The following is a 13,464-nucleotide window of genomic DNA, read 5'->3' as shown; positions in this document are numbered from 1 at the left end:
GTCCATTGTCTATGTTACAAAAACCTCCAAACGGGGTAATAGTCTATCAATCGGAAATTCAAGACGGAGGGATCGTTTTGTTAAAAAAAGAAAGCTTGATATGGACATTATTCATCATCTTAACAATTACTGTTGCTGCCTGCGGTAATGGAAATGATAACGGTTCATATGAAAGATCATCCATCCAGGACAGTTTGGATAACTTGAACCCAAATAAAAAGGAAGACGCGAAAATCCTGTATGGAAGGGAAATATTCAATCATACTGACACAGCAGTCCCTGAAAATGTCGGAAACAAGCTTTCATGCATCAGTTGTCATGGTGATGATGGACTTGATGCGAATTCTCCTATGGTCGGTGTGAATGTTACATATCCAAAAATGCATCACGGGAAATATACAACGCTCGCTGAACGTGTGAATGGGTGCATGGTACGGAGTATGAATGGTCAAAAATTCAAGGAAGACAGCAAAGAACTGGATGCTGTCGTCTCATTCTTGGATTTCATTTCAAAAGATGTGAATTCAAAAAAAGATGTCACGTGGCGTATGGACAATAATATGGAAAAGACACCAGAGCCGGATATTACACGCGGGGCCGAGCTGTTCGACAGAAAAAATTGCATTTCCTGCCATGCCACAGATGGGTCGGGAACAGGCAATGAAACAGGACCGGCATTATGGGGAGAAAATTCCTTCAACGATGCTGCCGGCATGGCCAGGTTTTCCAAAGCAGCGGGCTATATTCAAAATAATATGCCGCGCGGTTTGGAAAACACCTTAACAGATCAGGAGGCTGCAGACTTAGCAGCGTTTATGCTGTCTCACGAAAGGCCAGTTGCTGACAAATCAGAGGTAGGAACCTACCATCTGAATCCCGGAAGAGATTATATCACTAAAGAACGCCGGAAAAAAATCCGCGACAAAACATTTGATTGGGAATCGCTGGACAGTGTGAAGAAAGCAAAGCAATGATTGTGATGCAGCTTTCTTCATCTCAATGGTCGAAAAAATGGAGCCCGATATAGTTTAAATCGGACTCCATTTATTGTAATTCTGCTGTAAGCAGTTATCATTTCCCTTGAAAGTTGTCGGAATACCAACTCAGTTCCTAGTATGCCAAGGACCCGGGCCGTGGTTATTCCTGCGGATCTTTGAGCTTTCTTTCCAGTACACTGATGCGCTCCTTCAAGGCGGCGATATCATCCTTTGTCGCCAAGCTCAACTCTTCACCAAGCTTTTTCATTTGTTCTCTGCGTTCTTCATCCCAGACATCTGTCTGATTTTGCCCCTTCTCAATAAAGCTGTCCATCAACTGTCGGGCTTGGTCTTTTGACAGTTCATTTTTTTCTACAAGTTCATTCAGCTTTTGCTGCAGTTTTTCCTTTCCGGCAAGCGCCGCACCTAAGCCTAACAAGAATCCATTACGAATAAAATCAGCCATATTCCATTCCTCCTGTTATTTTTTTCTAATCATGCGAAAATGCCTTACCAAAAGCAAAAGAAACAAAACCACCCATATACCTTCCCAGCCATATGCCGCCATCTTGCTGATCGGGAAAGGTTTTAAGTACCACAGGATAGTTCCTGTTAAGATAAGGATAAAACAACAAAGCTCCAATGTTAAGTAAAAATGATGCATTTGCTGTTTCTGCTGCTTTTCTTTTTCCCATTGCCTATCTTTTTCCCCATTTTCCAGAAACGCAATCATTGCTTTCGGAAAATGGATCAGCGGCTGTATTGTCGTTTTGTTGATACGCTCTGATACAAAATCGATAATCCCTTTTTTTCCAATCCATCTTTTCACTTTTGGCCTTGCTAATTTGCCGATATTCAAATCCGGCTGCAACGCCAGCAGGATACCGAGAATGATGGAAGCTGATCTTCCAAGAAACGCATATTTCGCTGAAAGCTGAATAGGTTGTTCATGTACGAATTCTTTGATATCATTCATGATTAATTGAATGACATCATTATTCATTTGGAAGGAGCCATTTTTATAGATTTCGACCGTTTGCCGAATCATATGCTTCAATTTATCTTTGTTCGCCCCTGGCAAAATGAAGCCCATTTCCTCCAGTGTTTCTATCATGACATCATAATCATCGATAATCAGACCCTGAATCAGGTATTTAAAAAATCTGATGTCCTGCTTGTGGATGACGCCGACCATGCCAAAATCAAGCAATACAATACGGCCGTCTTTTTGAACCATGATATTTCCCGCATGGGGATCGGCATGAAAGTAACCTTCATGAAGGTATTGATCCAAAAATATCGCAAACAATTTATCTGCCATTCTTTCCGGATGAATATCATGTTCTTCCATGAACTTTCGATTGGTCACCTTTTTTCCGTCAATCCATTCCATCACAAGCACACGCTTCGTGCATAAATCCTCCATATATACCGGAATATGAATATCTTGATCGTCACGATAACGCAGTCGGAAGCTATTTGCAAAACCGAGTTCCTTTTGGAAATCCAATTCCCTGTTCGTTACCTCCACAAATTCCCTGTACAGCGCACGCAAGTCAACTATTCTGCCAATAGAAGTACATGTTTGCAAAATGCGGAATACCAGTTTCAAGGCTTTGAAATCTTTATGGAAGATGTCCTGGATGCGATAGCGCTGCACCTTGATGGCAACCTTTCGTCCATCAGGCAGCACACCGAAGAACACCTCTCCAATCGATGCAGATGCGACCGGCTGCTTATCAAATTGCTTCATGACTTCTTCAGGAGGCGATCCCCATTCTTCCCGCAGCAATTTCTCTGCATGCGCGTATGGATCTGCCGGAACCCGATCTTCCAGTCCTGTCAATTCCCGCAAGAACACAGCTGGCATAAAGTCGGCCCGGGTGCTCAAAAACTGTCCGATTTTAATCAGAACGCCGCCAAGCTTGATCGCCTTTTTACGATATTCTCTTGCCTGTCTGGCCAGTAAATATTCCCATTTTTTCTGGATTTGTTCGTCCCAAAACCGGTGCGTAAAATAAAAACCATAGATTTGAATCATGAATTTGACGACCATCCAAACAATGATGGTCCCTCTGTATAACAGGCTATAAGACAATTTACTCGGCACGTTTAACACCTCTTCCTTAATCTACCCTAAAAAAGTGATTCAATAACTTTGAAAAACGATTGATTATATATCCATATTAATGTATATTTATACATGTTCTATTATTTTTTGCTATAAAATCTATGATTGATTATACTGAAATTAACATATATTACGGGGGTCCTCATGGAACAATTTAAATTTAGTGATCATTTAAAGTTTATCATTCCGTCTTGTATCGGCGTTTTCTTATTTATAATGCCTATCAAAACTTCCGAAGGCTATACAATCCCGATTGGAATGCTTGCTGACTGGGTCCAGGATAAGCTGGCTGACCAGCTGTCACTGATCATGATGGCAATTGTTGTCATCACCGCCCTATTGACCATTCTTGCTTCAATCGCCGGACCGGACAAACTGGCTAAAACACCTTTCTGGCAAAATCTATTATGCGTGAGCAAGTTCTGGCTAATCGCAAGAATTATCGCAGCCATATTCGCAATTATGGTTTACTTTCAGATCGGTACACCTGTCATTTATGGTGATGAAACCGGTGGTATGTTACTGGGAGATTTATTGCATGTGCTATTTGCAGTTTTCCTATTCGCAGGTCTGTTCTTGCCGTTGCTGACAGATTTCGGATTGCTCGAGCTCTTCGGCACCTTGATGACCAAGGTCATGCGCCCGCTTTTCAGGCTGCCCGGCCGCTCCTCCGTGGATGCCCTTGCTTCCTGGATTGGTGATGGGACCATCGGTGTCCTGCTGACAAGCAAACAGTATGAATATGGATTTTATAACAAAAGAGAAGCCGCAGTCATCGGAACAACCTTTTCTGTTGTTTCCATCACATTTACACTCGTTGTCATTAAGCAAGTCGGCCTTGAACGGATGTTCGTACCCTTTTATCTGACAGTAATTATTGCCGGGGTCATAGCTGCTTTAATCATGCCAAGAATCCCGCCGCTTTCGCGTAAGGCAAATACATTCATTTCGGATAAATATAAGGAAGTCGATGAATCCCTCCCGGCTGGGCAGCGTTCTCTTTCTTACGGCTATAAGAAAGCACTCGAACGCGGGAAATTGGAAACAAGTGTCTTCAAATTTTTCAAAGAAGGATTAAAAAATGTACTGGACATGTGGATGGGCGTCGCACCGGTCGTTATGGCACTGGGGCTGATCGCTCTGGCGATCGCCAACTATACGCCTATTTTTCAATGGCTCGGGGTACCATTCATTCCTTTATTTGAACTATTGCAAGTCCCCCAGGCTGCTGAAGCCTCACAGACCGTATTAATCGGCTTCGCAGATATGTTCTTGCCATCCGTGCTGGCATCGTCAATCACTTCCGACATGACCAGATTCGTTGTGGCAGCCTTATCTGTAACCCAGTTGATCTATATGTCAGAGGTTGGCGGGCTCTTATTGGGGTCCAAAATCCCTGTTTCTTTTAAAGATTTATTCATTATTTTCCTGGAACGTACAATCATTACATTACCTGTTATCGCGTTAGCAGCACATATTCTGTTTTAATTAAAACCCACGACTCCCGCAGCGTCGTGGGTTTTGGTATGATGAAACAGAAGACCTGAAAACAGCAGAAACCTGTTTAAGTGACGATACTGCGCGCTCACACCACACTACTCACTCAACAGCAGCCTAAAAAACCGGAAATGAGCAAGCGAGCTCCATTTCCGGTTTAAAGATCACCAATTGTCCTATATCAAACGCTTTTCTCCCGAAGTATTGTTCCTGATGAGGCATCTATTTGCTGAACAGGTGTACGTTGTTTCTTCGATGGTATCATATTGAAAACAATGTTCAGAAATATAGCTGTCAGACTGCCTGTTACAATACCATTGCTTGTCAGTATCTGTACACTTGCCGGAAGATGGTTGAACAAATCTGGAACCACGGTCACACCAAGCCCCATCCCTACGGAACATGCAATGATCATGGCATTTTCCTGTGAATCTCCAACTACCTTGCCAAGCATCTTAATACCTTGCGAAACTATCATGCCAAACATGGCGACCATGGCACCGCCAAGCACCGGATCAGGGATGATGGTTGCCATGGCTGCTACCTTTGGTAAAAATCCAAGTACAACCAACATGCCTCCCATCAGCATGACCACTTTCGAAGAACGAACCCCAGACATTTGCAAAAGACCGATATTTTGTGAAAACGTCGTATATGGAAAAGAATTAAAAATTCCTCCAAGTACAGAAGCCAATCCCTCTGCCCGGTATCCCTTTGCAAGATCCTTTTCCGAGATTTTTTTCTCACAAATATCACTTAATGCAAAGTATGCACCTGTTGATTCAACGAGTGAAACAATCGCCACCAATGTCATTGTCAATATTGGCGACCATTGGAAGGTCGGTAAACCAAAATGGAACGGCTCCACCATATGAAAGTAAGAAGCTTCCATGATTGGTGCGAAACTCACTTTCCCCATGAACATGGCTGCAATAGTACCTGCTCCGAGACCAAGCAAGATAGCAATCGATTGGGCAAATCCTTTTGTAAAACGATAAATGAAAATAATAAAGAGCAATGTACCAAAAGCAAGAGAAATATTGGAAATCGATCCGAAATCGCTCGCTCCGTCGCCTCCGCCCATATTTGTGATGGCGACTGGAATGAGAGAAACACCAATGATTGTCACAACGGAACCTGTGACAACTGGCGGGAAAAACCTTACCAGCTTCCCAAAAAAGCCGCTAATTAACACAATGATGATACCTGAAGCAATAATTGATCCGTAAACCGCTGATACACCATACTGCATGCCAATGGCAATGATGGGGCCGACAGCAGTAAACGTGCATCCCAACACGATCGGCAGACCGATTCCAGTGAACCGGCTTTTCTTGATTTGCAAAATGGTGGCGATCCCGCACATTAAAATATCGATAGAGACCAGATATGTCAGCTGTTCTGAATTAAAACCGAGCTTCCCGCCAATGATGAGCGGAACGAGAATTGCTCCCGCATACATCGCAAGCAAATGCTGGATACTGAGTGTCGTCAGCTTCATGGTGTTTTTCAATTCAGCTGCTCCTCTCGTTGAAAGGTTACTTTGCCTTCTTTCATCGACATAATGTTGGCCAAGGATTCGATGCGGATTCCTTGCTGGCGTATCTTGTCGCCGCCTTTTTGAAACCCTTTTTCTATCACGATGCCTGCCCCGACAAATTCAGCGCCTGCCTGTTTGACAATCTCGATCAGTCCCAGCAATGCCTGTCCGTTCGCCAAGAAATCATCTATTAATAAAACAACATCATCGTCATGCAAAAAGTCTTTAGAGACAGCAATTTCGTTGGCTGTCTGTTTTGTATAGGAATATACCTGAGCTGCATAAACATGATTTTTTAAGGTCAGGGATTTACTTTTTCGGGCGAAAACGACAGGCACACCCATGATAAGGCCAGCCATCACTGCTGGTGCGATACCTGAAGATTCGATGGTGAGAATTTTTGTGATCCGCTCATGGGCGAATCGTTTGGCAAACTCCTCTCCGATTTCCCGCATCAGGTCCGGATCGATCTGATGGTTCAAAAAGGAATCGACCTTTAAAACGGTGTCTGATAATACTTTGCCTTCTTGTAAGATTTTATCCTCCAATGCTTGCACAGCAAAATTCCCCTTCCTGTTAAAAACAATAAAATGAAAAAACCCGGGCAATGCCTCCCTCAATTAATGAGTGAAGCATCCTCCCGGGCTTAATCAGCAAAAGGAAAGAATAAAAATCGACGAAACCGTAAAGTCTGCATCGACTTTCATTCAAAATGCCACTCATAGTCGGTTTATTTACGGTAAACCGGTAGAAACTTACAGGCCGTATTCCTGTCATTATACGAGTGAAGCATATGAAATTTTTAAGAATGTACTTATTATAGCATGTCCTGTGAGAATTTCAATGGTTTTTTTGCAGGAACAGTCCCCCACTGCTTTACAAGTTAACGAAGCAGCGCGGTGGAAGACTCTTCCCATAGTGTTATGATGCATTTTCACCCGCGCGTTTTTGCGTGAGTGTTTTTTTCAGGATAGACATTTTTCCTTCTATAAACGGCTGCCAGACACCCAGTACTGGTTTACTGGACAGCAACAGTACGATGAAGGTTGCGACCAATGCCAGCAACGGCAAATCGAATACGCTGTTTACATTGAAAAAATTTGTTTCCCGGAAAAATTGGATGAAAAATCCATGGAGCAAATATACATAGAGTGTCCTGCTGCCCAATGCTGTAAGGACATTTTCTTTCCGCGGGATCCAAGCTAAAATACTCGCCGCCATTATTCCTGCGGTAATATATACCATGAATCGGGCGATTCCGCCATATTGTGGCAGCCCTAAATCACCATATGATTTGGATGCAAGCAGCCAGCCTGTTTTAATCTCCGGCGCATAATAAATACCGATGGCCACTGCAGCCATGACGAATATAGAAATAATCCTGACACTTTTTCTCCTTAACCACATGACCTGTTCAGTCGTTACCCAATAACCCAAAAGGAAAAATGGGAAGAAGACAAAAGTCCTCGACAAACTGAATGACTGGCCGATTTGTCCAAAATAGCCGACAAGCAGGCCGATTTGTACAGCCACAAGCATTCCCAGTACTGGCGGAAGTTTTTTGAACCAGAACAGGAGAATGTGCCAACAAAACAGGCTGAACAAAAACCACAAAGCCCAATGCGGGTAAAACAAACTGTCTGTCATCCAATTATCCCTGCCTAGCAGGAAATAATAACCACTGTAGATGACTTGAAAAATGATATAGGGAATGAGCAATTTTTTTGCAAGTTTTATGATATATTCTTTATTGCCAGCGCCCTTGGCAAAAAATCCAGCCAGGAATATAAACGCAGGCATATGGAATGTATAAATCCAAGTATATATTGTATTGACACCGTTGGAGTTGTCTGTAAATGGCTGCACCATGTGTCCAAATACTACAAGCAATATCAACAATAATCTCGCATTATCAAAGTATGCGTTTCTTTGCATCGGAATCATCCTTTAAAAAATTTAAATACCTTGCTGCTTCTATTCTACCCGCTAAAAGCTTTCTTCAAGCTGATTTCACGTGGTTGTTAGCAAGTTGTAATTCTAGCGAAAAAAAATTATTTTTTTGTAACATTACCTGTAAAAATACGATAATTTACCATGTAATGGTCAGACACAACATGGCTGCAGGGATACTGTCAGTGAGCAGCAGCATCCCTGTGCATGATCTGCTGGCAGCTGGTTCAGCCTTCAGCAGTTTTTTTCGGCTTAGCCTTCGCTTTCTTAGATTTAGGCTTCGGCTGTTTAGGTTTCGGTTTTTCTTTTTTTGCTTTATCGATAGAGGCTTGCAATGCTGCCATTAAATCCGTCACATTATCCGGTGTAGGCTTGACCGCTTCAGCAGCTGTAGCTGTCTCATCGTTATTTTTCTTTTCCTCAATACGTTCCAGCAAAGCGATACGGTACTCATCCTGGTATTTTTCTGGATCGAATGTCGTTGTCAGCTGGTCGATCAGCAGTTTCGCCGTATCCAGCTCTTTTTTTCCTGTCTGGATTTCCTCTGGTACATTCGGCACTTCACTAACGTTGCGCACCTCATCAGGATAGTGGATGGTCTCCACTACCAATGTGTTCTCGTAAATCCGGATAACAGCCATTTGTTCTTTGGACCGGATCATCATTCTGGCTATTCCAATTTTCCCAGTGTCGTTTAAAGCAGTTCGCAGCAAGGCATATGCCTTCGTGCCCCCCTCATTCGGCGACAAATAATAGCTCTTCTCAAAATAGATCGGATCGATTTCCTCCAACTTCACAAAATCGATGATCTCTACAGCTTTATCTGTCTGTTCCTTTTGCAATGCTTGTAAATCTTCCTCATCCAGTACAACAAATTTATTTTTTGCATATTCATATGCTTTGACAATTTCATCATTGCCGATTTCTCGATCACATACCGGACATACCTTTTCATACTTGATCGGCGATTGGCATTCTTTATGCAGTTGTCTTAATTTCACATCATTATTCTGCGTGGCAGCATGCATTTTTACTGGGATATTGACAAGACCGAAGCTGATTGTTCCCTTCCACATTGTATGCATGGCAAAACCTCCTCTTTTCGAATTAGTTTCTGCATGCACTGTTTTTTTATGCGGGGACAGTTTCCCTTCTGATAAAGCAAGTAACGCCGGAAAAGGAGCATATTCTCCGTATGTTAAACCATGCTAAGAAAATGAGAAGTTTACTAAAGGAGAGCGCCTGAAAATGGATATCATGAAACCAATCGCCAGTGAGGATATACCCATTGGAAAAGAGTGGACCTACGAAGTGAAATATGACGGGTTTCGCTGCACAATACATTGGACGGCGGAGTCAATCCGTTTAATCAGCAAAAACAATAAAGATTTAACAGCAAATTTCCCAGAAATGATAGCTGCTTGCCAGGATTTGCAAACTAAAATCATACCTTCTTTACCACTTGTACTTGATGGTGAACTGTGCGTACTGAATAATTCTTTTCAGGCAAATTTCGGATGGATTCAGAAAAGAGGACGGCTAAAGAATACCGGTACTATTGAAAAAGCCGCTATACAACGGCCCGCAACATATATGGCATTCGATTTGCTGCAGGAAAAAGGCTCCCCTCTTTTGAAAGAAAATCATGAACAAAGAAGAAAAAAATTGCTGCATGTATTTCAGAAGCTCTCGCTTCCAACTAGCCGTATCCAACTGGTTGATTCTTACCGAGATGCAGAAGCGTTGTGGAAATTGATATTTGATCATAAAGGGGAAGGCCTGATAGCAAAGCGTCAAAAAAGCGTCTATGCCCCTGGGAAAAATCACCATGATTGGTTAAAAATAAAAAACTGGCGGATCATCCATGTCATTCTGTCCAGCTATCAGCCGAGCAATGACTACTTCAATGCCGCTGTATGGCGGAACGACTCCCTTATTTCAATTGGCAAATGCAAACATGGACTAGATGCTGAAGCGCGACAGACTGTGACAAAATTATTTATGGAGAGTGGCAGCTTCAATGGGCAAAGCTATACCCTCCCTCCGGCTATTGTCGCTGCAGTTCAAACATTGGATTTGTACCAAGGGGAACTGAGGGAGCCAGCATTTTCTGGTATTGGGGCCGAAGCCGAACCAGCAGATTGCACGTTGAAAACCTTGCAGCGAGAACAAGCCATGCTGCCTGCTGCAGTCGATTTTTCCAAATTCGATAAATTATACTGGCCCAAAGCGGGCATCGACAAATCCGCTTACCTCGTCTATATGCGGGAAATTGCACCGTACATGCTTCCATTTCTGCGCGAGCATTTGCTGACACTGATTCGCTGCCCGGAAGGGGTTGAAGAGGAGTATTTTTTTCAAAAGCATTTACCAGAGTATGCTCCTAGTTTTATCAAGCCTTTTCAGTCAGAAGAGGAGACGTTCATGCTATGTGATTCTCTGGAGAGTCTGCTTTGGTTTGCGAATCATGGCGGGATTGAATTCCATATTCCATTTGAAAAAGCCGGGTGTATGTATCCAAATGAAATCGTTTTTGACCTGGATCCGCCCAATCGGGAACGTTTCGATTTAGCGATCAAGGCAGCGACTATTATCAAAAAGTACCTGGATAAGCTGAAGTTGTCCTCTTTCGTGAAATTATCCGGCAACAAGGGGTTGCAAATTCACATTCCTATCATGGAAAAAAGCATGTCCTATGAACAGACAGCACTGTTTACCCAGGCCATCGCCCAGACGGTCGAAAATCAACATCCTGCCTTTTTCACCACCGAACGGATGAAAAAAAATCGCCATGGCAGATTATATATCGATTATGTGCAGCACGGCAAAAACAAAACCATCATCGCACCTTATTCAGCAAGGAAAACAGAGGAAGGAACAGTTGCCGTACCTTTGCGTTGGGAAGAAGTGGAGCCCAGCCTGGAGCCGCAAAACTTCACTATTAAAAATGTGGTTGCCCGCGTCCAGAATATGGGCTGCCCATTCGCAAATTACGAACTGGTTCGCCAGCAGCAGAATCTCAAAGAGGTATTTACATTGCTTGGAGAAAGCCCGCCGCTTTGAGACATCAAAAAAGCCACAGGGACTTTGTACTGAACAGCACCCTGAGGCTTTTTGCTTTTAGCAATCAAACAGCGATATCTTTTTCAATTGCATCTTTGTCATTGAATTTTTTCATATCCAGTTTTTTCAATATGCGGCTCGTCAACGTGCCGGCTACCATACTGTCATTGACATTGACTGCGGTACGCCCCATATCAATCAATGCCTCGATGGAAATCAACAAGCCCGCCAGTGCAACCGGCAGTCCCATGGAAGAAAGTACAATCAATGCAGCGAATGTTGCACCGCCGCCGACGCCTGCTACACCGAATGAACTAATACCAACGATCAAAACCAGCTTAATCAAAAATCCTGGCGTAAACGGATCGATACCTACTGTGGGGGCGATCATCACTGCAAGCATCGCCGGGTACATGCCAGCACAGCCGTTTTGCCCGATTGTCGCCCCGAATGAAGCAGACATATTCGCAATGCCGTTATCGACCCCGAGTGAATTCCGCTGCGCCTGGATGTTCAACGGAATCGTTCCTGCACTTGACCTGGAAGTAAATGCGAACCCGAGCACCGGAATAACTTTGCGCAAATATACAAATGGATTTAATCCAAACAAGCCGACTAACACTAGGTGGAATACCATGATGACTAGCAGTGCTACATACGATGCGATCACGAATTTACCCAGCTCCATGATGCCCGCAAAGTCAGTGTTGGCTACTGTATTCGCCATTAATGCCAACACACCGAATGGCGTAAGACGCAGGATTAGCGTTACTATTCGCATCACAACAGCATAAAGCGTATTGACAATATTTGTGAACCTTTCTGCCTGCTCAGGGTTTTTACGCCTTAAGCCCAATACAGCGATACCGACAATCATGGAAAAAATGACGACCGCTATGACCGAAGTCGATCTTGCACCAGTCATGTCCTCGAAAATATTGGATGGGATAAAGCTGAGGATTTTTTGTGGTGCCGTCTGGTCCTGGACATCAACCAATTTATCCTGCAGCATCGTGCCGCGTTCTGCTTCCGCCTCGCCGGCATGGATTTGCCCCGCATCCAAATGAAATAATGCTGCTGAGCCGATACCAATCAAAGCGGCGACCATTGCCGTCGTAACAAGAATACCAATGATCCAGGCAGCGATTTTTCCCAACTCAGCCGTTTTTTCCAAGTTGATGATCGATTGGATAATCGACACCATGACAAGCGGTACAACGATCATCATCAGCAATTGAATATAACCGTTTCCGACGATGCTGAACCAATCTGTCGTTTTGACCAGCACATCGGATCCTGTGCCATATATAAGCTGTAAGATTGCACCAAGTACGATCCCCGCTCCCAAACCAGTAAATACGCGTTTTGTAAATGATAGATGTTTTTTCTGCATATATATTAATAGACCGATTAAGATACACAAAACAGCGATATTTACAATGATTAAAAATACATTCACTTCTGTCTACCCCCTGTTGAATAATGTTTTTGCTGATAATGCTTGTGAAGCATTCGCCGTGCTTTAAGCAGGCAAATGAATCAGGATGTTTTTCTTATAAGTATGCACACAGGTATGATCACGCCACTTTTTTTGATAATTCCCATGAAAATACTCGGCTTTAATATTATAATATTTTTCCAAGACTTGCAAGTTAATTTTCTCATGTTGCAACAGGCACTCGCTCATTTCAATAGCGAATGCCTGTGTCTCACTTCGAGTAATCATATACTTTTAGTCATACGAATTTCTTATTTACTGCCAGCTTGCTAAGGCAAATGATTGTTGCAAACAATATTCTACTAACGAGGCAGTAACCGACAGCATTATTGTATGCTCTCCTCCAATTCTATGTCCACATTCCCTTTGATTGCACGGGAAATCATGCAGGAGCTTTCAGCTTGGTGAACGAGTTTTTCCAATTTGCGATAATCTTGGGATGATGCTTCATCTGTCAGAGAAACTGTCGGCCGGTGTATGATCTTTTTATAAGTGAATACACCGTCGGTTACATCAACCACTGCTTCTGAATCCATAGACATCTCCTGCAATGGTAATGCAGCCCGTTCAATCATTGCTGCCAATGTGATAATATAACATGTGGCCGCAGCCCCAAGCAGCATTTCGTCAGGGTTCGTACCTGCTCCCGGGCCATACATTTCCGGAGGAATGGAAATTTTTGTTTTTAAATTACCTGCTTCAATGTAGCCAGTGCTATTTCTGCCGCCTGGCCAGTCGGCTTTTAAATGAAAATGATGCTCTGCCATTTGAATCACCTCACTTTCAGCGTAGCAAAGTAAATCAACTT

At 43.2% G+C, this 13,464-nt stretch carries 11 protein-coding genes and 1 riboswitch; of the genes, 3 read left to right on the top strand and 8 right to left on the bottom strand.

Going from position 1 to position 13,464, the window contains the following annotated elements; all coding sequences use genetic code 11:
• Window positions 1–77: 77 nt before the first annotated feature.
• Window positions 78–974: a c-type cytochrome gene (locus ACFSMW_RS09200; protein ID WP_390355022.1), complete on the top strand. Its 897-nt coding sequence runs from the start codon at window positions 78–80 to the stop codon at window positions 972–974.
• A gap of 163 nt (window positions 975–1,137) precedes the next feature.
• On the opposite strand, the gene ACFSMW_RS09195 is transcribed toward ACFSMW_RS09200, so the two are convergent.
• Window positions 1,138–1,443 (bottom strand): phasin family protein, encoded by a 306-nt coding sequence (locus ACFSMW_RS09195; protein ID WP_390355020.1) that lies wholly within the window; start codon window positions 1,441–1,443, stop codon window positions 1,138–1,140.
• A 15-nt stretch (window positions 1,444–1,458) separates the two neighbouring features.
• Window positions 1,459–3,087 carry an ABC1 kinase family protein gene (locus ACFSMW_RS09190; protein WP_390355019.1) on the bottom strand — a complete coding sequence of 543 codons (1,629 nt, stop codon included), beginning with the start codon at window positions 3,085–3,087 and terminating at the stop codon, window positions 1,459–1,461.
• Window positions 3,088–3,252: 165 nt separating this feature from the next.
• Here ACFSMW_RS09190 and ACFSMW_RS09185 point away from each other — a divergent pair, with 165 nt between their 5' ends.
• Window positions 3,253–4,596, top strand: a complete 1,344-nt coding sequence (locus ACFSMW_RS09185; protein ID WP_390355018.1) for a YjiH family protein — start codon at window positions 3,253–3,255, stop codon at window positions 4,594–4,596.
• A gap of 190 nt (window positions 4,597–4,786) precedes the next feature.
• Here the strand turns inward: ACFSMW_RS09185 and ACFSMW_RS09180 are convergent, their stop codons facing one another.
• The 4 genes from ACFSMW_RS09180 to ku all read right to left on the bottom strand — a co-directional run bounded on the left by ACFSMW_RS09180 (window position 4,787) and on the right by ku (window position 9,180).
• On the bottom strand, window positions 4,787–6,106 hold the full coding sequence (locus ACFSMW_RS09180; RefSeq protein WP_390355436.1) for a nucleobase:cation symporter-2 family protein: 1,320 nt from the start codon (window positions 6,104–6,106) through the stop codon (window positions 4,787–4,789).
• Window positions 6,107–6,114: 8 nt separating this feature from the next.
• Window positions 6,115–6,702 (bottom strand): xanthine phosphoribosyltransferase, encoded by a 588-nt coding sequence (locus ACFSMW_RS09175; protein ID WP_390355016.1) that lies wholly within the window; start codon window positions 6,700–6,702, stop codon window positions 6,115–6,117.
• A gap of 145 nt (window positions 6,703–6,847) precedes the next feature.
• Window positions 6,848–6,949, bottom strand: a riboswitch (purine riboswitch).
• A gap of 117 nt (window positions 6,950–7,066) precedes the next feature.
• Window positions 7,067–8,080 (bottom strand): acyltransferase family protein, encoded by a 1,014-nt coding sequence (locus ACFSMW_RS09170; protein WP_390355014.1) that lies wholly within the window; start codon window positions 8,078–8,080, stop codon window positions 7,067–7,069.
• 242 nt (window positions 8,081–8,322) lie between these two features.
• Entirely contained in the window at window positions 8,323–9,180 is an 858-nt protein-coding gene (gene ku, locus ACFSMW_RS09165) for a non-homologous end joining protein Ku (RefSeq protein ID WP_390355013.1), read from the bottom strand.
• 163 nt (window positions 9,181–9,343) lie between these two features.
• Between ku and ACFSMW_RS09160 the strand changes: the two genes are divergently transcribed.
• Window positions 9,344–11,158: a DNA ligase D gene (locus ACFSMW_RS09160; protein WP_390355011.1), complete on the top strand. Its 1,815-nt coding sequence runs from the start codon at window positions 9,344–9,346 to the stop codon at window positions 11,156–11,158.
• Window positions 11,159–11,222: 64 nt separating this feature from the next.
• On the opposite strand, the gene ACFSMW_RS09155 is transcribed toward ACFSMW_RS09160, so the two are convergent.
• Complete coding sequence (locus tag ACFSMW_RS09155) at window positions 11,223–12,617, bottom strand: L-cystine transporter (protein WP_390355009.1); 1,395 nt, start codon at window positions 12,615–12,617, stop codon at window positions 11,223–11,225.
• Between the two features lie 365 nt (window positions 12,618–12,982).
• The gene (locus ACFSMW_RS09150; RefSeq protein WP_390355007.1) at window positions 12,983–13,423 is read right to left on the bottom strand and encodes an OsmC family protein; all 441 of its coding nucleotides are present in this window, start codon (window positions 13,421–13,423) and stop codon (window positions 12,983–12,985) included.
• Between the last annotated feature and the right edge of the window lie 41 nt (window positions 13,424–13,464).

This window comes from Tigheibacillus halophilus (genome assembly GCF_042683165.1).
GTDB classification, from domain to species: domain Bacteria; phylum Bacillota; class Bacilli; order Bacillales; family Amphibacillaceae; genus Tigheibacillus; species Tigheibacillus halophilus.
Note: the sequence above shows the minus strand (reverse complement) of the source record. Positions and strands in the feature narration are given on the sequence as shown.